Origin of the sequence: Acinetobacter sp. AHP123 (assembly GCF_023757925.1) — a bacterium.
Taxonomy (GTDB): Bacteria; Pseudomonadota; Gammaproteobacteria; order Pseudomonadales; family Moraxellaceae; genus Acinetobacter; species Acinetobacter oleivorans.
This window is the reverse complement of sequence record NZ_CP092454.1, coordinates 3,724,255-3,743,900: the sequence shown is the minus strand read 5'-3', so window position 1 is coordinate 3,743,900 and position 19,646 is coordinate 3,724,255. Positions and strand designations below refer to the sequence as shown.

The following is a 19,646-nucleotide window of genomic DNA, read 5'->3' as shown; positions in this document are numbered from 1 at the left end:
TAATAAAAGCCCGCTAATGGGCTTTTATTATTTAAACGGAATTTGCTCATTTTATTGAAAAAGCAATATTGCTTTAGACAGAAAATACCTATTTATAAACCAAACTTTAATAATAACTTCCTCATTATTTAGCCTTACTTTTTTAATGATCTAATTTAAAACAAATGTCATTTTGCGTGCTTGACTGTAAAAAGGTTGGGCACTATCCTTTGCCTGCTGGCCACATTGCCAGTCGGTTTTAGCAGACCGTGATGAAAGATCGCATCAGAGTTATTCCGTCTGAGGGATACTCTTATGTGTAAACTCCTAGTCTCCTCCCGTAGCGGTAGGACGGGAGAGGGACACCTTCGGGTGTGCTGGTTATATCTTTCACCAGTCTGCTAACCCTCTTCCGTTCTGCCACCATAATTTTAATGTCTGGTAGAACTCCCAATAAAAAGGAGTTGGCTTTGCACATCCATTATTTCTTGGCAGCCTTTGCCAAAAGCTATAACGACACAACTTAAACATGTAAAGCAGTTTGATAGCTATTAAGCTTTTCAGACTTTAATTCGGCTTAACCAAAAACTTAATCAACAATAAAACTTGAGATGTGCCAAGCACAGTCTTTACGGGCTTTGCTATGCCTTTTTTTCTCCCGAAAATGGCAACGGTTTTTTATATCTCATTTATATACAAAAATAATTTTTTATAACGGTAAAAATATGCCACATTCAGATCTCCCATTTCGTGCTTTAAGCGTATTGCACACTTCCCGCTATCTTTTTAATAAATACGGCTTTCACAATGTTGGGGTAGACCGAATTGTTGAGTCGGCAAAAATCCCAAAAGCGACTTTTTATAACTACTTTCACTCAAAAGAAAGGCTAATTCAAATGAGCTTAACCTTTCAAACAGATGGCCTTAAACAAGAAGTGATTTCAATCATTCATGTCCAAAAAGAATTAACTCTAGTTGAAAAACTCCGCAAGATTTACTTTTTACATGCCGATTTAGAAGGGCTTTACCATTTGCCGTTTAAAGCTATTTTTGAAATTGCGAAAACGCATCCAAAAGCCTATCAGACCGTAGTTGACTACCGAAATTGGTTTATTAATGAAATCTATAAACTGCTTTTAACAACGAATGAAAATGCTTCAAAACAAGATGCACACATGTTTTTGTTTGTGATTGATGGAGCCATGGTTCAGCTTTTAGACCCCAATAAACCAGATGAAAGAAAGCGCTTGCTTGAGTATTTTTTGCTGGGGTTTGGGTGATTTTTTTGATTATTTAATAGCCTAAGCGTTTAAGGGTTATATGTCATTTTTAGACAAAATTGATGTCATTAGCACACAAGTCAAGCCAATATAAATATGTTGAAATCAGATTTATCAAATGGGACTGAAATAAATGAGTAAGCCTAAAGTTATCGATATTTATTAAATATAATTTATTAATTTGTGGTGGAGGAGATTCAAAAACTATCAGAGTTAATAAATATTAAATTGAGCTAGAAATAATCATTATGCCAAGTTTTTAATTATAAAAATATAAAACTTGGAAAGTGATTAATTATATTTAAAGGAAAGAATTCTATGTATATATCTAAACAAGGATGTATAGGTACACTCGTGCTTTTATATAGCATAAGTGCAAATGCAGAAGTTAGCCTAAAAGATAATTTTAAGTTTACAGCTAATTTTATTGATTTAGCGATGTATAGCCAAGAAAGTAATGTAGATGACAATTTTACTAATTCAGCAGGTTTATTTCTAAATACCGAAATTAAATTGGCGAATGAAAATTATGATTTTGGGGTTCTAAAAGCACAATATGTGTTTAATGGTTTAAATGATGATGCACAGCTAAATACCTCAAACAATTGGTTTGGTGGAGTAGGAAGTTATGTCGGTGGAGCAATTGCTGCCAATGATTTGGCTTCATCCCAACTCAGTTTGCTGACTTGGGATAAGTATTGGAGTGATAAGAAACTCTATACTTCCGTTGGGCGTACCAATCTAAGACGATATTTCCTCTATAACAATTGTCAAAATATCCTGTTATGTACTGACCCGATTAAAGGCGCAATGGGTTCATTACCGACTAACTATGCGTATTGGGGCGGTTATGCCAAATATAATTTATCAGACCATATCTATATGCATGCGGGAGTTTTTGAGGTCAACACAGATGATTATGTCTATAAGAAAAAAGGATTAGATTTTTCCTTTCATCATCAGCTAGGTTACAGCCAAGTATATGGTGTGGGATATAAAGATAAAAATAGTAAAGCAGAGTTGTTATATTTTTATAATAATTCTGAATATCGTAATGCATATACTCAAGAAAAATATGATGGTACAGATGGTTTAAATTTTAGATTTAATCATGATTTTAATAATCAAAATATTCCAACTGTATTTGGTGCTTACTCATATATTGATGAGAAAAACCAGCCTTATAAAAATTATTGGGAACTCGGTTTAAGTTACAAAATCAATCAAGGTAAAAATCATTTAGGTGTGAAGTTCGGTCAGTCCCAACTCAATGATGATTATGTTTTAATGACAGAAAAAATTAATGGTAATAATAATAAAACAACCTCTTTTCTTTCTTTAGATACCGATATTAATTACAAACGTCTGACTCTAAGCCCATTCGTACAATACATCTGGAATCCAGATAACTACTACCGCTCTACAGGAAAAGCCTTCAATAGCAATGTGATTGTCGGTTTAGTCACTCAAATTAAGCTCTACTAAGGGAAAAAAAGATGAAGATTACAAAAATGAGCCTACTGTTTACTGGTCTATTCGTCAGTAGTGTCGCTTGTGCTGAATATAGCTGTCAGCAGTTGGAACTAAAGGACTGTCCAACGACCGTGGATAAAAAATTACCTGACCCACATGATATGTTGACATGGACGCAGCAGCAAAGGGTGGTGGGCTTTCGAAATACATTCCGCAGTTATGATGGCAGTGTTTTTCGCCCTGATAAGAAAAACGTGCTTGCGCTACCAAAATTAAAGAACAGCATTAAAAATAAAGATATCCATTACTCGGTAGATGGCAAAAATTATAATTTAAATGACTACTTAAAAAATCAAAGTGTTGCAGGTCTGATTGTATTAAAAGATGGCAAAATTGCTTATGAGTATTACGGACAAGGGAACAATGAAACGACTTTATGGACTTCTCGTTCAGTAGCAAAGTCTATTGTAGCAACATTAATTGGAGTCGCTATTCAACAAGGTAAAATCAAATCGGTAGATGATCCAATCATTCAATATTTACCTGATTTAAAAGGAACTGCTTGGGAAAAAGTATCCTTAAAACAGCTTTTGCAACACACCTCAGGTGTTGAATGGAATGAAAACTATAAAGATCCAAATTCAGATTTTGCAAAAATGACCTATTGTGAGGCAGCTAATAATCCCGATGCTTGTGTCTATAAAAATGTGAAAAACCTGAAATCTAAATATGAACCGGGAACGGTATGGTCATATAGCACAGGTGGGGCATATTTGGTGGGTAAAGTCTTAGAAGCTGCTACACATGAAAATATTGCTAAATACCTACAAGATAACGTCTGGAAACGGGTAGGTATGGAGCGAGAAGGTGTTTGGCAATCTTATACCCGTAATCAAGTTGACATGGGTGGACATGGGTTTAATGCAACGTTACGTGATTATGCGCGTTTCGGACAATTTATATTGAATGATGGGCGCGTTTCTAATGGAGACAAAATGCTACCCGAAGGTTGGACTACACAAGCGACCAAATGGAATCAAGCGAAAGGCTCTGTCTCAGAAAACTACCCAAAAGGCATATATGGTTTTCAATGGTGGAATTCACATGCCAAAAAAGGTTCGCCATTAAGCACACAAAATTCTGATGAAACTTTCTGGGGACTAGGTATTTTTGGGCAGATGTTAGCCATTAACCCTAAAGACAAGATTGTTATGATGCAGTGGAGCACATGGGAAACCGCGATGCCTTCTGCTGAGCTTGATAATGAAAAAAGTTTATTTTTTAATGCGGTAACTCAGCATCTTACCGAGCAAAAATAAGCATTTTTTCTATAGCTTAGATTGTCATGAAATTTTAACTTGATATTTAACAAGGGTAATTTTAGAATCCGCCCAACTAATTTTTAGGAGCTTCAATGTGAGTACTTGCTCGAGTGACGGTAGTCGATCGGTAATAGTCTAAGTATCCACTGAAGTCCTGACAGACCTCTTTTTGTGGATGCAAGAAGAGGTTTTTTATTTTCATCTTTTCATTTCTATTATGAACCCATGATTTATTCATGACGGGTTGCAGTACTTGCATGTGCTCCATGACTTATGGGAGTGATGCCAGTGTTATTTACTTTAAAGAAACGCTCACTTATTTCTGGTTTCTGTTTATTCGCATTATCTAACGCTAGCCATAGTGGACGACCAATGGTTGTTGACGATGCTGCTCTTGTTTCGCCAAAAACTTGCCAGCTAGAAACATGGGTACAGCATAATCCTGACAGCAAAGAATATTGGGCGACACCAGCCTGTAATTTGGGTGGCAATTTTGAATTTGCTGTAGGGCTGGGAAGAGTGAACGATGATGCTGAGCACGTCAGCTATGCAACTTTTCAAGGTAAAACCTTATTAAAACCTTTAGAAACGAATGATTGGGGAATCGGCTTTTCTTTTGGTACTCAAATTAACACCAAAGATTCTTCAAAAAAAGATTGGACGGTCAACGTTCCTTTAAGTCTTTCTACATTAGATGATAAGTTTTTAATCCATACCAACCTTGGTTGGTTACGTGAAAATACTACGCATAAAAATCAAACTACGTGGGGAATTGGAACCGAAACACAACTTGCTCATCCATTAACGCTCACTGCCGAAGTATATGGTAATGACCGAAATGATGCCTTTTACCAAACAGGTTTTCGATACATGGTCTATAAAGACCTTGTGCAATTAAACGCAAGTTATGGCAACCAAATGTCTCATCACGATAATGCTTTTTTCTCCATCGGATTTGTATTTCTAACACAGCCATTTTTACCTTAATGGTTATATGTATCTAAACCTATCAATAAATGTGACAGAATCTAACTTTTTATATCATGTAAATACCGCTATCTTGTTTGGACTTGAGCACTTCCTTTTGAAGTGTTCGTCTTTTCGTTAGTTTTTTAGGTATTTAAAAAATGAATAAAATGCACGTAACTTTAGCGGTCATTATTGGTTTAATTGTTGGTGGTGTAATAGGCGCTCTCGGTTACTCTAAAACTGCTGCACGTTATGACGCGATGACTACAGCCTGTGTCATGGTAAATCAAGCGGTTGAACATGGCATCTTGAAGCCAGAACAAGTGAAAGAGCTTGGTGAGCTAACAGGCCAAAGCCTTAAAAAAGATTATGAGTCAGTTGCATCCAAATTTAAATTCTCTGAAAAGCAATTAGGTAACGCATCTGAAGGTTCTAATTGTAGTCAGTTTATTGTTGGGGTAAATGCCGCAAAATAACCATTAGAAAGCCCACAGTTTGTGGGCTTTTTTGATTTCATCATTTATAATTTTCACAATACTTTTATTAGAATTTAATTATGCTTATTGTTTTTATTATCTTAGCGGTCTTCTTGGTTCTTGCACTTTTAACTAAATTTACTAAATAAAATTCTATATGTTTGTACTTTCTAAAACCTGCTTGTAATAGACTATGATCGGCTACAAGATCAACTGAACATATTGTTTACAGACTGCTATAATAATGATCAAAGCAAAATCTAAGCTTGCTCTAAAGGCAGGCTTTTTATATGTGCAAGCAAATCTACTCGGAAATATGAAACGTTATTTAAAACAAATTGAGTCAACTACTTCCACTTGGACCACAGAGCAAGACTGCTTCTTGATAGAAAATAATTTTCTTTCAATTCAGGAACTCATCGAACAGTTACCTTTTTCTGAAGAAGAAATACGAGTGCGCCGAGCTGTTCTTGGTTTAGTTAGACGGGATAAGCAAATGAAAACATATTAATTTTATCAAATGGTAAAAAATAATATGAAAGTAAATATTTCTAATTATCTCTATTCAACCATTCATTTTGCGGATGAGTTATCAAAACCATAATTTTTTTAGGTATTTTTATGGTGCAATTTACATAAACAACTAATTACTTACAAACCACTCCAATAAGGATACCTTTAATTACACTACTTTAAGCATAATCAAAGACAGAAAACATTCATAGATCAGCACTTTATAACAATAGTACGGAGAGAGGTTAATGCCAAAGTATCTAGCTGTAGCCGAAAAGGTTTATAAAAATATTAAAAAAGATAGCTTATTCACTGATGACATTACTCAGAACCTTAACTGTTTAATTAGTCAGATTCGAAAAGCCATCAAGGGAACAGAGTTTAAGCTCAAATACAACTATATAGACTTTGAAGAAAACTTAACGAAACCGTTAAGTGAGTGCAAGGTCCAGATTGATTTGAGTGTTATGCCGAAGTTCGCAAATGAAGGTGAGTATCTTCTTTGGTTAGCTGGTTTTATTGAGCGAATCACAGAAGGGGGAAAACCTAAATTACCACCAATTTCGCATTTTTTGCCACCAGGTTTTAAGATGTCGAAAGATACGTTTCCTGTGACTGTTGCTCCTGTAAAAGAAGAGCATGCAGACATGATTATCAATTATTTTAAATCTGAGGATTTTATTAAAACTAATAAAACTCCTTCATAAAAGAATATAGAAGTGAACGTCCACCTTGCTTCTATATACTGCTGCTTTTAAGTTCAGCGACCGCCTTCTGGGGCGGTTTTTTTTGTCTAAAAATCACTCATAACTCAATTTTCTTATAATTAAATTCAAATTTAAGAAAATATTAAATGTATATAAATGTGCCTATTTTTGGTGTTTTGTAATAAATAACAATGGTTTAACTTTGTTTGTTGATAAAGGAAAAGATACATTTTTCACATAACCCATGTGCCAAGTAACGCAATTAAACATTTAGCTGTACATAATCTTTAAAAAAAGAGAGTGTGAATAAGATGAATGAAAACGCAGAGCTTATAAAATATATAGACGTTGCTGAAAACGTCTATGAACGTGTCTATGAGAACAACCAAGTTTCAAATAATTTGATTGTTAACCTTAACCGCATTATGGCGGAAATAAAAAAGCAGGCCGAAGAAAAAGACCTAAAGTTGAAATATAAATCGATCGATTTTGAATATTGCTTGAGCTTACCTTTGGCAGATCGAGATATTAAAATTGACCTTAGTTTGATTCCTCACTTTGAACACCGTGATGAATGCATTTTATGGTTAACTAACTTTATTGGAAAAATTAGTGTGCCTAAAAAGATGACAAGACAAAAACTAACTTTTCATTAAATTTTTTAGACTTAAATAGATAGGGTTGCCATCTAAAAGGCTTTTTTGAAAAATATAGAATAGATTACTCTGTTTGCTTCTATGCATGGACGAAAAAATTAACAGCATCTGGGCTTAAACAGTTATGCTTTATTGCAGATCGACATTTCATAATTAGAAAATGACATAGAGCACTTTAAAATGAAAAAGCTTGCAATAACCTTTGCTGTTTTGGTTCAACTATCAACCTATGGCTTAGCCAATGATTCTACGGGTTACGTCGGTACAGGTGGGATTCAATATCTCAAAAATTCGCAGATTGCTATGCAAAGCGAAGATCTATTTATTAGTAAAAAACGAATTAAAGTCGACTACCTCTATAAAAACCTAAGCAATAAAGACATCACTGAAACGATTTTATTTCCGTTACCACGTATTGATAATTTCTTTGAGTCTGACTTTGCTCACACCGAAGAGCTTTTAAAAAGTTTTAAGATTGTGGTGGATGGTAAAAATATTAAACCAGAAATGCACGTGCGAACGTTTATTCAAAAAGATGAGAAATCCCCTCTGATTGATGCAACGGATGAGTTTAAGCAGTGCGGTTTTAGTGAAAAAGACATGCTTAATCCGTGGCTACGTAATAACGATGATTATGAGTATTATGTAGATAAGTTAAAGAAGTGTAATAAGCCACAAATACAGAAAATTTTAGCCAATTTTAAAAAAGATGATGTGATTCCGTGGTCATCTCAAGTGATCTATAGTTGGAAACAGACCTTTAAAGCAAATAGTTTGACTAAAATTCAGCATGAATATAAACCTTTGGTGGGTGGTTCTGTTGCTCTCTATCCAGACGAATATAACCAGCAATTTTGTATGGATAAACAATTTAAGCAGGGCTTAAAAAAAGCCAGTTCAGAGAATTCGCCTTTTAGTGCCCTGGGCTATATTTTGACGACGGGTGCAAATTGGGCAAAGCCGATTGAAAACTTTAAGCTCACCATTGAGCGTGATAAAGACGAACTGGTTTCCTTTTGTTGGGATGGAGAAGTTAAAAAGATTAGCCCAACTCAATTTCAAATGACAAAAACCAAGTTTGTACCAAAAAAAGACCTCGATATTATTTTTGTCAAAGTTAAATAAGCTCATACAAACTCTAAACTGTATAAAATTGCATCAGTCTTGATTGTGTGACATAACTTAATGATGGCACATAATAACAAGAGGATGCCGCAATGTTGTTTAAGGGAAAAGTGGCTGTCATTTTTGGAGGTAGTGGTGCAATTGGCACTGCAATTGCGAAGGTTTTTGTTCGTGAAGGTGCACATGTTTATTTGTGTGCAAGAGATATAAATAAACTTCAAAATATTGCGGCACAACTACAAAAACATGAAGACGTAGTACATACCGTTAGTGTTGATGTGTTAGACAGTCAGTCAATAAATAATACCGTGGCTCAAATTACTCAAGATACAGGTGGGCTCGATTTAGTCATCAATGCGACCAGTTTTATACATAATCAAGGCAAAGAAATTTTGGAATTAAACCTTGATGAGTTCGTTGGGGGAATAAACCCATTTCTAACGGCGCAGTTTAATATATCTAAAGCTGTGGTGCCTTTTATGGGTGGTGATCGTGGCGGAACAATGATTTCAATTGTGGCACCTTCAGCTCGGATGGCAATACCGGGCCATCTAGGGCATATTGTGGGCTGTGCCGGAATCGAAGCTTTTATTAAAGCACTGGCTAGTGAGCTAGGGCCTAAGAATATACGAGTACTGGGTGTTCGCTCACATGCAATTGTTGACGCTGTTCAAGCTGGTTCATACACGCGTGAATTATTTGAGTCAAAAGCACAGGCAATGGGGCTCAGCATAGGACAATGGCTAGAGGGGGCGGCTCAAGGCACTATGCTAAAACGGCTACCAACACTTTCACAAGTTGCAGAAACTGTCGCTTTTCTTGCATCGGAGCATGCGAACTCAATGACGGCAACAGTGGTAAACATGACCGCTGGTGCAATAGTTGATTAGTACTGAGCTTGATATCAATGATAAAGATTTAAATCGATTTAAATAAAAATGAATAAATGGCTAGCCTAATCAGGCTAAGAACTCACATACTATAAAAGTAAAGGAATTTTGAAGACAGGATGAAACGTGAATTTAAAGAATCTTGAAGCATTTTATTGGGTTGTGACTTTAAATAGCTTCAATAAGGCTGCGACTAAATTGCAAACTACCCAGCCTGCGGTATCTCAAAAAATCACATCTCTTGAAAATGAATTAGGCTTTAAAGTTTTAGATCGAAACTATCGGCAGTTTAAACCGACTCATAAAGGCTTAACTTTATTTAAGTACGCCGAAAAATTTATGCGCCTAGAAACCGATCTGGTCGCAGAACTGACCGAAAACCAGCACCTGACTGGCACCATTCGTTTAGGCGTTTCCGAAACCATTGTTTATACGTGGTTAGTTGAATATATCGAAAAGGTTCAACAAGAGTTCCCAAAAATTTCAGTAGAAATTGTGGTAGACCTGACACCGAACTTACAAGAAGGTGTTCGGACAGGCGATTTAGACATGGCTTTTTTGCTTGGACCAACGCTGGCTTTTGAGTGTATTGAACAGGCCTTGTGTGACTTTGAATTAAGTTTCTTGGCGTCACCTTCCTTTAAAGGCGGTGTAGCTCAAATGTCTTTTAAAACTTTAATGTCACATACCATTTTAACTTACCCCAAAATTACCTATCCCTATAAAGAATTGAAAGCCAGAATGAAAGAACAAGGAATTGATGAACCACTCTCAATTACCAGTTATTCATTAGCGACTTTATTGCGTTTAGCTGAGCAGGGCCTAGGTATTGCTGTCGTGCCGACCTTAACGGCGCTAAAAGAAATTACCGACGGACGACTAGAAATATTAAATACACCCATTCAGTTAAAGACGTTTCATTTCACCTCAATCTACATTCAAGGAAATGATGTTGCTTTGAAAGAAAAACTAACTGAAGTTGCTGTTAGGGTGTCGGAAAGTGCCATGAAAAGCCTCAATGAGAAAATCCAAAAATAAGCGATATTTTTATTTCGCATAAAATATTTTTTCTTATTTTAAATAGGCTGCTTGTATGCAAAGTCATAAAAGCAGCTTATCTCTTTCAATAAGTAAAACTTATTCTGCTTTTTTAATAAAATATAAACCATTTAAAATCAAATGCTTGAGTTTTTAATTTTATGTAAAAAGTCTTATTGTCCGTAGGGTTTAGCTATGTTTTTATTTTAGATACAAGATTTGATCACCGATTGTGCTGATTGGGGAACAGGGAATCTTTGTCATTTTAAAGGATTAAAGAATATTGTTTGGGAAAAATGATGTTCTTGGTTCAACCTGAAAATAGCGTTGTTAAGCTCAAATGGATGAGGAACGCATTAATATGTCTTTACTGAAATCTTCTTTTTTATCAGATCGCCAATGGGCCATTGTAGCCTCAATCTTTATGATGGCGACCTCTGCAATGGGGCCAGGATTTTTAACCCAAACTGCTGTATTTACAGTCAAGTTAGGTGCAGCATTCGGCTTCGCAATTTTAGTTTCCATTCTGATTGATTATGTAGTTCAACAAAATATTTGGCGAGTGGTCACACTTACTCAAATGCGTGCATCAGATATTGCCAATAAAGCATTACCGGGTAGTGGTTATTTACTGGCGTTTCTGGTGATTTTGGGCGGTTTTTTCTTTAGTGTTGGTAATATTGCAGGTGCAGCTTTAGGTTTAAATGCACTTTTTGGTCTAGACACAAAATGGGGCGGCATTTTAAGTGGTGCGTTAGCCATTTTGATTTTTGCATCAAGAAAAGCAACGCTTGCCATGGATAAAAGTATGATCGTGTTGGGATTGCTTAAAATCCTACTGATTATTATTGTTGCCGTTATTGTAATGCCTCCAGTTGGGCAAGCTGTACATCAAACCTTTGCTCCAGATCAGATCGACTTTGCCATTATTACCACCATCGTTGGCGGTACAGTTGGTGGCTATATCTGCTATGCAGGTGCCCATCGTTTACTCGATAAAGGTGCTGTTGGCCCTGAAAATATTGATGAGGTTGCTAAAGCTGCGACCAAGGGCATTATTGTTGTCGGCATCATGCGCTACGTGTTGTTTTTAGCGTTTTTAGGTGTGGTGGTGAGTGGTGCAACGATTGATTTAGCCAGCCATGACGCCAATCCGGCAGCTCAAGCATTCCAATATGCAGCGGGTACATTTGGTTTTAAATTATTCGGCTTAATTTTCTGGGCAGCAGGGATTAGTAGCACTATTGGCGCAGCGTATACTTCAGTGTCATTCTTTACTGCATTTAAAAAGAACTTAACACCAAAACAAACTAACTATACGACCATTACCTTCATTGCATTAGCTTTATTGCTTTATGTGTTATTGGGTGCAACTCCAGCAGGTCTACTCATTTTCGTCGGTGGTTTTAACGGTTTGGTGTTGCCAATTGGTCTTACAATTTTTGTGTATGTTGCTGCGTGTCGTAAAGATTTAATGGGTAATTACAACTATCCAAAATGGTTGCTTATTTTGGGTGGATTAACATGTCTGTTAACGTGGTGGATGGGCTATATGTCGTTTACGACAGTATTTAACTATTTGACCAAGCTTTAAGCCAGACTGCGTGAAGTAATAAAGGAATAATGCCATGTTTGTAGATTTAAATAGTGATTTGGGTGAAAGCTTTGGTTCATGGAAAATGGGTAATGATGACCAGATTTTGCCTGTCGTGACCAGTGCCAATATTGCGTGTGGCTTCCATGCTGGCGACCCACTTGGCATCTTAAAAACGGTTCGTAAAGCAGTGGAGCTTGGTGTGAACGTTGGTGCTCATGTGTCTTATCCAGACCTTGTAGGCTTTGGCCGCCGTAATATGGATTTGTCCCGTGACGAGCTGATTGCCGATGTACTTTACCAAATTTCTGCACTCGATGGCTTGGCTAAAGTGGCAGGTTCAAAAGTGCAATACGTTAAACCGCATGGCGCGCTTTATAACACCATTGCACATGACCAAGCTCAAGCAGCCGCAGTGATTGATGCGATTAAAATGTATAACCCTGAACTGGTTTTAGTAGCTTTGGCTGGATCGAACTTAGTCGAGCAGGCACGTGCGGCTGGCTTAAAAGTGGTATCTGAGGCATTTGCAGACCGTGCTTATAACAGCGATGGTTCATTGGTTTCCCGCCGTCTAGAAGGTGCGGTTTTACATGACTCAGCATTTGTTGCGAGCCGTGTGGTGTCTATGCTTAAAAATGGTGGGGTCGAGTCAATTGACGGTGTCTTTACGCCAATTCAAGCCGACACCATTTGTTTACATGGCGACACTGACGGTGCGCTTGAGATGTCGGCAGCTATTAAAGCCGAGCTTGTAAAAAACAATATTGAAATCCGCCCGTTTGTAAACAAAGCATAAGGATGAGCACAATGTATAAGGATATTAAAGTCGACCCAGCTCAGCTTGAAGCCGCTTTAGATGCGCGTTTAAAAATCCGTGCAGGTTTTGATAAACCAACAGCAGGCATGGCTGCGGGCATGACGCAGGTCAACATGATTTCGGTGCCAAAAGAGTGGGCATATGACTTTTTACTCTATGCACACCGTAACCCGCAAAGCTGCCCAGTGCTTGATGTACTTGAAGAAGGTATCTACGCAACTAAGCTTGCGACAGACTCAGACATTCGAACTGACTTCCCGCGTTATCGCATTTGGAAAGATGGCGAAATGGTCGATGAAGTGACTGATGCGAGCGAGATTTATAACGCGCATCCTGATTTGGTGACTTTCTTAATTGGCTGTAGTTTTTCGTTTGAAACCGCTCTGCAAGAAGCAGGTATTGAAGTTCGCCATATTCATGACGATACCAATGTGCCGATGTATTTGAGCAATATTCAGTGCGAACCAGCAGGGCGTATTTCAGGAAATATGGTGGTTTCCATGCGACCAATTCCATCGCATCAAATTAGTGAAGCGGTAAAAATTACATCACGTATGCCAAGTGTACATGGTGCACCTGTACATATTGGTCACCCTGAAAGCTTAGGAATTTCGGATGTAAACAAGCCTGACTTTGGCGATGCTTCTCGTATTGAAGTAGGCGAAATTCCAGTGTTTTGGGCATGTGGGGTAACACCGCAAGCAGCTGTTATGAACTCGAAAATTCCTTTTGCGATTAGTCATGCACCGGGTCATATGTTTATTACTGACATTCCTGACCGTGCTTGGATTGGCTAATTGGACTAAAGAAGAATTAAAAGGATAAGCAAATGCGTTTTTTATCGGTAAACGCCGACTGTTTTCTGATTGAGCTTGCGAGCCTAGAAGAAACTTTGGCGTTGTACAATAAATTGCAAAATACGCAATTGAATGGAATTAAAGACTTAGTCCCTGCTGCAAAAACAATTTTGGTTTTTTTCAATGAGATCGAAACCAACTTTAAAACGCTGGTTGCTTCAATTCAGGGCCTCAAAGTTGATTCTGGATTTGAGCGTAGCAGCCAAGAAGTGATTGTGCCGATTCGTTACGACGGTGAAGACCTTGCGCAAGTTGCCGAGCTACAAGGGCTGTCTGTGGCTGATGTGATTAGAAAACATCACCAAAGCGTGTGGAATGTGGCTTTTATTGGTTTTGCGCCGGGCTTCGCGTATATGAGCAGTCCCGATAAGCCTTTTACTGATATTCCGCGCTTAACGGTTCCGCGTAAAAAAATACCGTCAGGCTCTTTGGGTTTGGCTGGAAAATACTCTGGTATTTACCCAAAAGACAGTCCGGGTGGTTGGCAGCTGATAGGTACAACATCAGAAAAAATGTGGGATTTAGAGCGTAAAAATCCTGCTTTGCTGTTACCGGGCATGACCGTACATTTTGAAGATGTCACGCATCGTCCAACTACTGTGACTGTACCAGAGCAAATCACACGTAAGGTTGAGCCGAAACAATCTCTGCCACTGTTTAAGGTCACTGCGCCAAGTTTACAAATGCTTATTCAAGACGAAGGGCGTTTAAACCAGACCAATATTGGAGTTGGGGTTGCAGGTGCAATGGACTTGTCTGCCATGCATAGTGCTAATCGTATTGTAGGTAATCCAACCGATACACCCGTTATTGAAGTTTTAAATGGTGGGCTAAAAGCCAAAATGCAGCATGCAGGCGTTATTGCAGTTGCTGGAGCGATCTCAAATATTCGTGTGAAATTTGCCGACGGACAAACCGCAGACTTTGCAAGCTATCAGCTGATTGATTTAGATGAAGGCGATGAATTTCAAATTCAGCCGCCAACAGCAGGCTTAAGAAACTATCTGGCAGTTCGAGGTAGTATAGATGTTGAACCTGTACTCAATAGTGCTTCGTTTGACAGCTTGGCAGTGTTAGGGCCTGAGCCTTTAAAGCTTGGAGATATCATTTACCAAGGACAGGTTCAAGCAACCAATATTAGTGTAAATGAAGTGGGTAAATGTGACTTGCCACAAGCTGGTGAAGTGGTTGAGCTAGATATTGTAATGGGGCCACGCACTGACTGGTTTGAACAAGACAGTATTGAACTGCTCTGTCAGCAAGAATGGCTGGTAACCAATGAAAGCAACCGCGTCGGGCTAAGACTTTCAGGTGCACAGCCTTTAACTCGCAAAATTACCCATGAACTAGAAAGTGAAGGCACATGCATTGGTGCTTTACAGATTCCACCGAGCGGCCAACCCGTTTTGTTTATGAATGATCATCCTTTAACGGGCGGATATCCGGTCATTGGCTCTGTTGCTAAACACCATTGGGACTTGGTGGCACAGATTCCAGCAGGTTGCCGCATCAAATTTAAAAAAATTGCCGAATTTACAGATTTTGAGAATGAATGATGAATACAGAAAAATTATTGATTGCTAACCGTGGTGAAATTGCCGTTCGTATTATTCATGCTTGCCGTGACATGGGAATTGCTTCGGTCGCGTTATATGCAGATGACGATATTGGCAGCATGCATGTCGAACTTGCAGATGAAGCATGGGGCTTAGCTGGTGCAACTGCTAGCGAGACTTACCTAAATATTCCTGCGATTATTGAAGTTGCAAAGAAATCGAAAGCGACGATGGTGCATCCGGGTTACGGCTTTTTGTCTGAGCGTGCTGAGTTTGCTCAAGCTGTGATTGATGCAGGTTTAAAATGGGTCGGACCATCACCAAGTGCCATTGAAAAACTAGGCGATAAAATTGAAGCACGTAAAATTGCAGCTTCCGTTGGCGCGCCGTTGGTTCAAGGTACGCAAGACCCACTCAATAATGCAGAGGAGGCTTTAGAGTTTGCCAAGCAATATGGTTTACCAATTGCCATTAAAGCTGCGTTTGGTGGCGGTGGCCGTGGCTTAAAAGTTGCGTGGAAACTCGAAGAAGTTCAAGAGCTTTATGAGTCAGCAGTACGAGAAGCAAAAGCTGCCTTTGGTCGTGGTGAGTGTTTTGTCGAGCAATATCTCGATAAACCGCGCCATGTAGAAGCGCAAGTGATTGCTGACCAACATGGAAACATTGTGGTGCTTGGCACACGTGATTGTTCGTTGCAACGCCGTAACCAAAAGTTAGTTGAAGAAGCGCCCGCGCCATTTATTAGCGATGCGATTTATCAGCAAATTTTAACCTCGGCAAAAAACATTTGTCAGGCTGCAAACTATGTGGGTGCGGGAACAGTTGAATATTTACTGAGTCGTGACGGCAAGCTTTCATTTTTAGAAGTAAACACGCGTTTGCAAGTCGAGCACCCAGTGACCGAAGAAACCTCAAAAGTCGACTTGGTGATAGAGCAAATTCGTGTGGCACAGGGCCATGAGCTTTCTATTAAAGAAACACCGAAAGCTCAGGGTCATGCCATTGAGTTTCGTATCAATGCCGAAGACCCAGCACGTGGTTTTATTCCGGCGTTTGGTGTGTTGAGTTTATTTGAAGCGCCGTTTGGTAACGGTGTACGCGTCGACACAGGTGTTCGTACTGGTTCATTAGTGTCTAGCCATTTTGACTCACTCATGGCAAAACTCATTGTGACGGGTCCAAACCGTGAAGTTGCAATTGCCCGCGCTAAACGTGCTTTAAAGCAATTTAAAATTGAAGGCGTGGCTTCAGTTCTAGACTTCCACCGTGCGGTACTTAATGAACCTGACTTTACCGATGAATTTAATGTACACACGCGTTGGATCGAAAATGACTTTAAACAAGAGTTGAAACCGACTAAACGCGGCATTCCAAACCATCAACAACCGATGTTGCTGAGCTACATTGAAATTGATGGCAAGTTACACCGTTTAGGTTTACCAGCAGGGATGTTTGCACAAGGTCCAGCAACCGCAGTTCAAGTACAAACTGCCGAGCCAGAAGTGAGTGCCGAGCATTTACTTGCCCCAATTAATGGTGTGATTAGCGCTTGGAAAGTCGAAAATGGTGAGCAAGTCACAGAAGGCCAAGTGGTTGCGATTATGGAAGCTATGAAAATGGAAGTTCAGGTACTGGCGCATCGCAGTGGCGCTATTCAGATTAGTGCAGAGAAGGGTGCGACCTGCCATGCTGAAACTGTGATTGCTAGCATTAACTAAGTTTTGAATAAATGATTTGGCCTGATTTTGGTTTTAGTTTGATCGGGTCAAATCAAATGCTTATTTATTAACTCAGTCCGCTATTTTCACAGTACTCGTTAACCATTTTCAACTTGAAAGCCAGAAAGGGTTATGAGATATTTCGCCCTGTTTGGTGATATCAAAATTAATCACTGTATTGAAAGCTCGCCTATGCGAGCTTTAATTTTTAGCCCAGTTTAAGCATTTCTCACTTAATGAGCTGGCTGCATAAAAAAATTGAGAATTTATCATCCATTTTAAAGGCTAATTGAAGAACGCGAATGAAAATTCTACCTTCATCTGAATATGATCAAATTCTAAAATACAGTGTCTATTGGCTCGTCATCTCGATTGTGATTGGAGTCGTCGCGGGGCTGGCCTCGACTTTAATTTTTGTAGCCTTTGATATTTCAAACAAAGTCCGAAGTCTGCATCATTGGCTCATCTACTTTTTGCCTTTTATTGGGTTTGGCATTGGTTATCTCATTAAAAAATATGGTTCACCGATTGAGCGGGGAACTCATTTACTCATTGATGAAATTCACCAGCCTAAGTCGTTTATTCCCAAACGAATGAGTCCCATCATTTTTATCACCTCAATTTTAACACAGTTGTTTGGTGGTTCGGCGGGGCGTGAGGCGCCAGCGGTTCAGCTTTCGGGTGCTTTAATTGACCACTTAAGCCATATATTAAAAATCTCGGAAGATAACCGAAAAATCTGTTTAATCGCGAGTATTGGTGCGGGCTTCGCTGGGGTGTTTGGTTTACCTCTAGCGGGTGCAATTTATGGTTTAGAAATTACCGCTTTAGGTAATTTAAGATATTCAGCCATTTTTCCATGCTTTGTGTCGGCGCTTATTGCATCGACCATCCCTGAGCTATTCGATATTGTTCATCCGCATATTTTTTATGTCATTAGTGAGTTTCCAGCCATTCATTTTGGCACGCTCATGAGTTTAATTGCGGCAGGGTTAGTTTTTGGTTTAGCTGCGCGTTTCTTTATTGCGGCCATTCATTTGGCGAGTGACCTCTTTTACAAGTACATTCGCTATTTGCCATTAAGAACCATGGTCGGTGGTATTGTGATTATGCTACTTACGTTGTTCACTGCGCATCAGCAGTACAACGGTTTGGGTACAGATAAAATCATTGCATCTTTTTATGTGCCGATTGAGTTTTACGACTTTTTTAACAAGACCGTTTTTACTGCCATCACTCTAGGTTCAGGTTTTAAAGGTGGCGAAATCACGCCGTTGTTTTATGTTGGCGCGACATTAGGTAATGCTTTAGGGGCGGTTTTAAACTTACCACTTTCATTACTTGCGGGCTTAGGTTTGGTGAGTCTGTTTTCAGGGGCAAGTAAGGCACCATTAACGTCTATTATTTTAGCTGTTGAGCTATTTGGAATGAATGTTGCCACTTACGCCATCATTACTTGTTTATTGGCAGCGTTATTTTCTGGAAATTGTGGGTTGTATCGCCGTAAAAAGTTGATGGATTGATTAAGCCTTTCTAAGGAGTTGAGTAGTTTTAGGTTGCTTAACTCCTTAGAAAAGGTTAATTAGAAGCTTATAAGAGAAAGTTTTAACTAAGGGGTTTCTACTGGATGAAAGTTAAAATTACTACCAAAGTCAGTTTCATCAGTAAATAAATTTTTCACTAAATTTAGATCTTTTTCATTTTTACTAAGAGCAACGGCATAGGGTTTTGTATTATCTAGCTTGTCACAGTTGCGGAGTGTTTCAGAAAAATTTTTAGACTCTAATGGGTTACAGTTCTTATCAAGTATAGGATCTACATTTTTTCTATCTACCATTGAAAAGAAATAAACTTGATATTCATAATTGTCAGCATGAGAACCTCCACAAATACCTGTTGATATTCCGAGGTGAGAAGAGACTTCAGGTTCTGACATACAATATGTAATGATTGTACCTAGCTGTATGTTTTGAAGATTTTTAATATTAACATCCGCTTGTGTATATTTAGAGGGGGTTAAATAACCTATTACTAAACCCAGACGCTTCGTTCCATCATGATAGTCAGCTACAAAATAAGCATCTTTATATTGGTATCTTGAAATTGTTAGTGGTGGATCTACATCTTCATCACTTAGCGGTTCTTCACTAAAAGGTTGACCCATCACTTCAACTATCTTTTCTTTAGGAGAATTTGAGTTAATTTCATTTAGCTTTGTAGCTATCTCTATATAATTTTTTTCTTCATTTAATTTCTCATTTGTGACTATAACTTTTTTTTCTTCATTGTGGGGATTACGTTGTTTATCTAAACAGTCTAAGTAAGCTTGGAATATTTTTACACCATATTCATTTGATCTTATATTTTTAATAATTTCACCTCGGCTAGCTTCTATAGATGAGGCACTCGTTTTTATATTTAAAAAATTAGCCATTTCCCCCAAAATTTGACTTTCTGTTTTACTATCCATTCCTCCGGAACACATTTTTATAACTTCTTCATTTTGATTTTTTGTATCACTTTTTATTTTAGGAATTAATACTATTAAAGTATTAACAATTATCATTGCAATAAATATTAAGAGAATAATATTTTTATAACTTCGAAAGAATTTCATTATTATTTCTCCTAAGCAATTATTTTAATTTCATTATATAATTAGTAAGATAGAAG

Annotated in this window: 18 protein-coding genes; 17 read left to right on the top strand and 1 reads right to left on the bottom strand. The window is 38.2% G+C overall.

Annotated features, from left to right (window positions below):
- The first annotated feature begins 704 nt into the window (after window positions 1-704).
- From MJX77_RS17745 to MJX77_RS17665, 17 genes are all read left to right on the top strand, one after another.
- Complete coding sequence (locus tag MJX77_RS17745; protein ID WP_252059945.1) at window positions 705-1,259, top strand: TetR/AcrR family transcriptional regulator; 555 nt, start codon at window positions 705-707, stop codon at window positions 1,257-1,259.
- Window positions 1,260-1,577: 318 nt separating this feature from the next.
- Window positions 1,578-2,744 (top strand): carbohydrate porin, encoded by a 1,167-nt coding sequence (locus MJX77_RS17740; protein WP_252059942.1) that lies wholly within the window; start codon window positions 1,578-1,580, stop codon window positions 2,742-2,744.
- Between the two features lie 11 nt (window positions 2,745-2,755).
- The gene (locus MJX77_RS17735) at window positions 2,756-4,051 is read left to right on the top strand and encodes a serine hydrolase domain-containing protein (RefSeq protein WP_252059940.1); all 1,296 of its coding nucleotides are present in this window, start codon (window positions 2,756-2,758) and stop codon (window positions 4,049-4,051) included.
- Between the two features lie 285 nt (window positions 4,052-4,336).
- The gene (locus MJX77_RS17730) at window positions 4,337-5,041 is read left to right on the top strand and encodes a PA4824 family protein (protein ID WP_252059937.1); all 705 of its coding nucleotides are present in this window, start codon (window positions 4,337-4,339) and stop codon (window positions 5,039-5,041) included.
- Window positions 5,042-5,181: 140 nt separating this feature from the next.
- A complete protein-coding gene (locus tag MJX77_RS17725) occupies window positions 5,182-5,499 on the top strand; it encodes a hypothetical protein (protein ID WP_005041709.1) in 318 nt (105 codons plus the stop codon).
- A gap of 316 nt (window positions 5,500-5,815) precedes the next feature.
- Complete coding sequence (locus tag MJX77_RS17720; protein WP_252061358.1) at window positions 5,816-6,010, top strand: hypothetical protein; 195 nt, start codon at window positions 5,816-5,818, stop codon at window positions 6,008-6,010.
- 250 nt (window positions 6,011-6,260) lie between these two features.
- Window positions 6,261-6,719 carry a hypothetical protein gene (locus MJX77_RS17715; protein ID WP_252059935.1) on the top strand — a complete coding sequence of 153 codons (459 nt, stop codon included), beginning with the start codon at window positions 6,261-6,263 and terminating at the stop codon, window positions 6,717-6,719.
- Between the two features lie 311 nt (window positions 6,720-7,030).
- Window positions 7,031-7,375, top strand: a complete 345-nt coding sequence (locus tag MJX77_RS17710) for a hypothetical protein (protein ID WP_151767691.1) — start codon at window positions 7,031-7,033, stop codon at window positions 7,373-7,375.
- 180 nt (window positions 7,376-7,555) lie between these two features.
- The gene (locus tag MJX77_RS17705) at window positions 7,556-8,500 is read left to right on the top strand and encodes a DUF4424 family protein (RefSeq protein WP_252059932.1); all 945 of its coding nucleotides are present in this window, start codon (window positions 7,556-7,558) and stop codon (window positions 8,498-8,500) included.
- Between the two features lie 92 nt (window positions 8,501-8,592).
- Window positions 8,593-9,390: an SDR family NAD(P)-dependent oxidoreductase gene (locus MJX77_RS17700; protein ID WP_151823187.1), complete on the top strand. Its 798-nt coding sequence runs from the start codon at window positions 8,593-8,595 to the stop codon at window positions 9,388-9,390.
- 126 nt (window positions 9,391-9,516) lie between these two features.
- Entirely contained in the window at window positions 9,517-10,428 is a 912-nt protein-coding gene (gene mumR, locus MJX77_RS17695) for a LysR family transcriptional regulator MumR (protein ID WP_005303905.1), read from the top strand.
- 340 nt (window positions 10,429-10,768) lie between these two features.
- Window positions 10,769-12,022 carry an NRAMP family divalent metal transporter gene (locus MJX77_RS17690; protein ID WP_081399177.1) on the top strand — a complete coding sequence of 418 codons (1,254 nt, stop codon included), beginning with the start codon at window positions 10,769-10,771 and terminating at the stop codon, window positions 12,020-12,022.
- 34 nt (window positions 12,023-12,056) lie between these two features.
- On the top strand, window positions 12,057-12,821 hold the full coding sequence (locus MJX77_RS17685) for a LamB/YcsF family protein (RefSeq protein ID WP_252059929.1): 765 nt from the start codon (window positions 12,057-12,059) through the stop codon (window positions 12,819-12,821).
- A gap of 2 nt (window positions 12,822-12,823) precedes the next feature.
- Window positions 12,824-13,639, top strand: coding sequence for a putative hydro-lyase (locus MJX77_RS17680; RefSeq protein WP_252059926.1), 816 nt, complete (start codon window positions 12,824-12,826; stop codon window positions 13,637-13,639).
- 32 nt (window positions 13,640-13,671) lie between these two features.
- On the top strand, window positions 13,672-15,255 hold the full coding sequence (locus MJX77_RS17675; protein WP_252059923.1) for a 5-oxoprolinase subunit B/C family protein: 1,584 nt from the start codon (window positions 13,672-13,674) through the stop codon (window positions 15,253-15,255).
- The gene (locus MJX77_RS17670) at window positions 15,255-16,973 is read left to right on the top strand and encodes an acetyl/propionyl/methylcrotonyl-CoA carboxylase subunit alpha (protein ID WP_252061357.1); all 1,719 of its coding nucleotides are present in this window, start codon (window positions 15,255-15,257) and stop codon (window positions 16,971-16,973) included. The genes MJX77_RS17675 and MJX77_RS17670 overlap by 1 nt, the downstream gene beginning before the upstream one ends.
- A gap of 302 nt (window positions 16,974-17,275) precedes the next feature.
- Window positions 17,276-18,496: a chloride channel protein gene (locus MJX77_RS17665; RefSeq protein WP_252059922.1), complete on the top strand. Its 1,221-nt coding sequence runs from the start codon at window positions 17,276-17,278 to the stop codon at window positions 18,494-18,496.
- 86 nt (window positions 18,497-18,582) lie between these two features.
- On the opposite strand, the gene MJX77_RS17660 is transcribed toward MJX77_RS17665, so the two are convergent.
- Window positions 18,583-19,590 carry a hypothetical protein gene (locus MJX77_RS17660; RefSeq protein ID WP_252059917.1) on the bottom strand — a complete coding sequence of 336 codons (1,008 nt, stop codon included), beginning with the start codon at window positions 19,588-19,590 and terminating at the stop codon, window positions 18,583-18,585.
- Window positions 19,591-19,646: the final 56 nt, after the last annotated feature.

Bases quoted from the DNA above. Each gene is read 5' to 3' on its own strand.
- MJX77_RS17745 (WP_252059945.1), top strand. From the start codon at position 705: ATGCCACATTCAGATCTCCCATTTCGTGCTTTAAGCGTATTGCACACT.
- MJX77_RS17740 (WP_252059942.1), top strand. From the start codon at position 1,578: ATGTATATATCTAAACAAGGATGTATAGGTACACTCGTGCTTTTATAT.
- MJX77_RS17735 (WP_252059940.1), top strand. From the start codon at position 2,756: ATGAAGATTACAAAAATGAGCCTACTGTTTACTGGTCTATTCGTCAGT.
- MJX77_RS17730 (WP_252059937.1), top strand. From the start codon at position 4,337: ATGCCAGTGTTATTTACTTTAAAGAAACGCTCACTTATTTCTGGTTTC.
- MJX77_RS17725 (WP_005041709.1), top strand. From the start codon at position 5,182: ATGAATAAAATGCACGTAACTTTAGCGGTCATTATTGGTTTAATTGTT.
- MJX77_RS17720 (WP_252061358.1), top strand. From the start codon at position 5,816: ATGAAACGTTATTTAAAACAAATTGAGTCAACTACTTCCACTTGGACC.
- MJX77_RS17715 (WP_252059935.1), top strand. From the start codon at position 6,261: ATGCCAAAGTATCTAGCTGTAGCCGAAAAGGTTTATAAAAATATTAAA.
- MJX77_RS17710 (WP_151767691.1), top strand. From the start codon at position 7,031: ATGAATGAAAACGCAGAGCTTATAAAATATATAGACGTTGCTGAAAAC.
- MJX77_RS17705 (WP_252059932.1), top strand. From the start codon at position 7,556: ATGAAAAAGCTTGCAATAACCTTTGCTGTTTTGGTTCAACTATCAACC.
- MJX77_RS17700 (WP_151823187.1), top strand. From the start codon at position 8,593: ATGTTGTTTAAGGGAAAAGTGGCTGTCATTTTTGGAGGTAGTGGTGCA.
- MJX77_RS17690 (WP_081399177.1), top strand. From the start codon at position 10,769: ATGGATGAGGAACGCATTAATATGTCTTTACTGAAATCTTCTTTTTTA.
- MJX77_RS17685 (WP_252059929.1), top strand. From the start codon at position 12,057: ATGTTTGTAGATTTAAATAGTGATTTGGGTGAAAGCTTTGGTTCATGG.
- MJX77_RS17680 (WP_252059926.1), top strand. From the start codon at position 12,824: ATGAGCACAATGTATAAGGATATTAAAGTCGACCCAGCTCAGCTTGAA.
- MJX77_RS17675 (WP_252059923.1), top strand. From the start codon at position 13,672: ATGCGTTTTTTATCGGTAAACGCCGACTGTTTTCTGATTGAGCTTGCG.
- MJX77_RS17670 (WP_252061357.1), top strand. From the start codon at position 15,255: ATGAATACAGAAAAATTATTGATTGCTAACCGTGGTGAAATTGCCGTT.
- MJX77_RS17665 (WP_252059922.1), top strand. From the start codon at position 17,276: ATGAAAATTCTACCTTCATCTGAATATGATCAAATTCTAAAATACAGT.
- MJX77_RS17660 (WP_252059917.1), bottom strand. From the start codon at position 19,590: ATGAAATTCTTTCGAAGTTATAAAAATATTATTCTCTTAATATTTATT.